Genomic DNA, 543 nt, shown 5'->3' on the forward strand with positions numbered 1-543 from the left:
CGTGTAGATAAAGACTTAAAAGAAGAAGCTGATAAAGTTTATAAAGAAATGGGTATGAATTTATCGACAGCAATTACAGTCTTTTTAAGACAATCTGTAAATGATCAATCTATGCCATTTAAGCCCAACTTAAAAGAAAAGTTAAATGAGCAAGCAAGATACGAAGTTGAACATGGTCAAACGGAAGTGTTTCATAGTGTTGACGAGTGGTGGACAGATTTAAATGAAGATTGAGTAGACCCAGACATTTAAAAGAGACTTCAAGAGAATTAAAAAGAAGCATTACAATGTGCATGAACTTAAAAAAGCAGTGGATGTATTAATCAAAAAAGACGAGAAATTATTACGTTCAAAATATAAAGATCACGCTTTAAAAGGACAATGGAAAGGATATCGTGAACTGCATATTCAAGGAGACTGGCTGCTTATTTATAAAATAGATCATAAGAGAATTATTTTGACATTAACTCGTACAGGCAGTCACGATGATTTATTTTAAACATGCTCGTTATAACTATTTACTACCAAGATTAGAGATATACA

The 543-nt window shown here is 31.7% G+C and carries 1 protein-coding gene and 1 pseudogene; both read left to right on the top strand.

Translation table 11 applies throughout. The features are described 5' to 3' along the window. The coding region (locus ABDZ53_RS12815) for a type II toxin-antitoxin system RelB/DinJ family antitoxin (RefSeq protein WP_343757141.1) at positions 1-234 on the top strand (234 nt) is incomplete at its 5' end. Positions 235-250: 16 nt separating this feature from the next. After that, positions 251-499: pseudogene (locus ABDZ53_RS12820) on the top strand (type II toxin-antitoxin system YafQ family toxin); the annotation flags it as partial. Positions 500-543 lie beyond the last annotated feature (44 nt).

It is taken from the genome of Alkalibacterium iburiense, assembly GCF_039521845.1.
GTDB classification, from domain to species: domain Bacteria; phylum Bacillota; class Bacilli; order Lactobacillales; family Carnobacteriaceae_A; genus Alkalibacterium; species Alkalibacterium iburiense.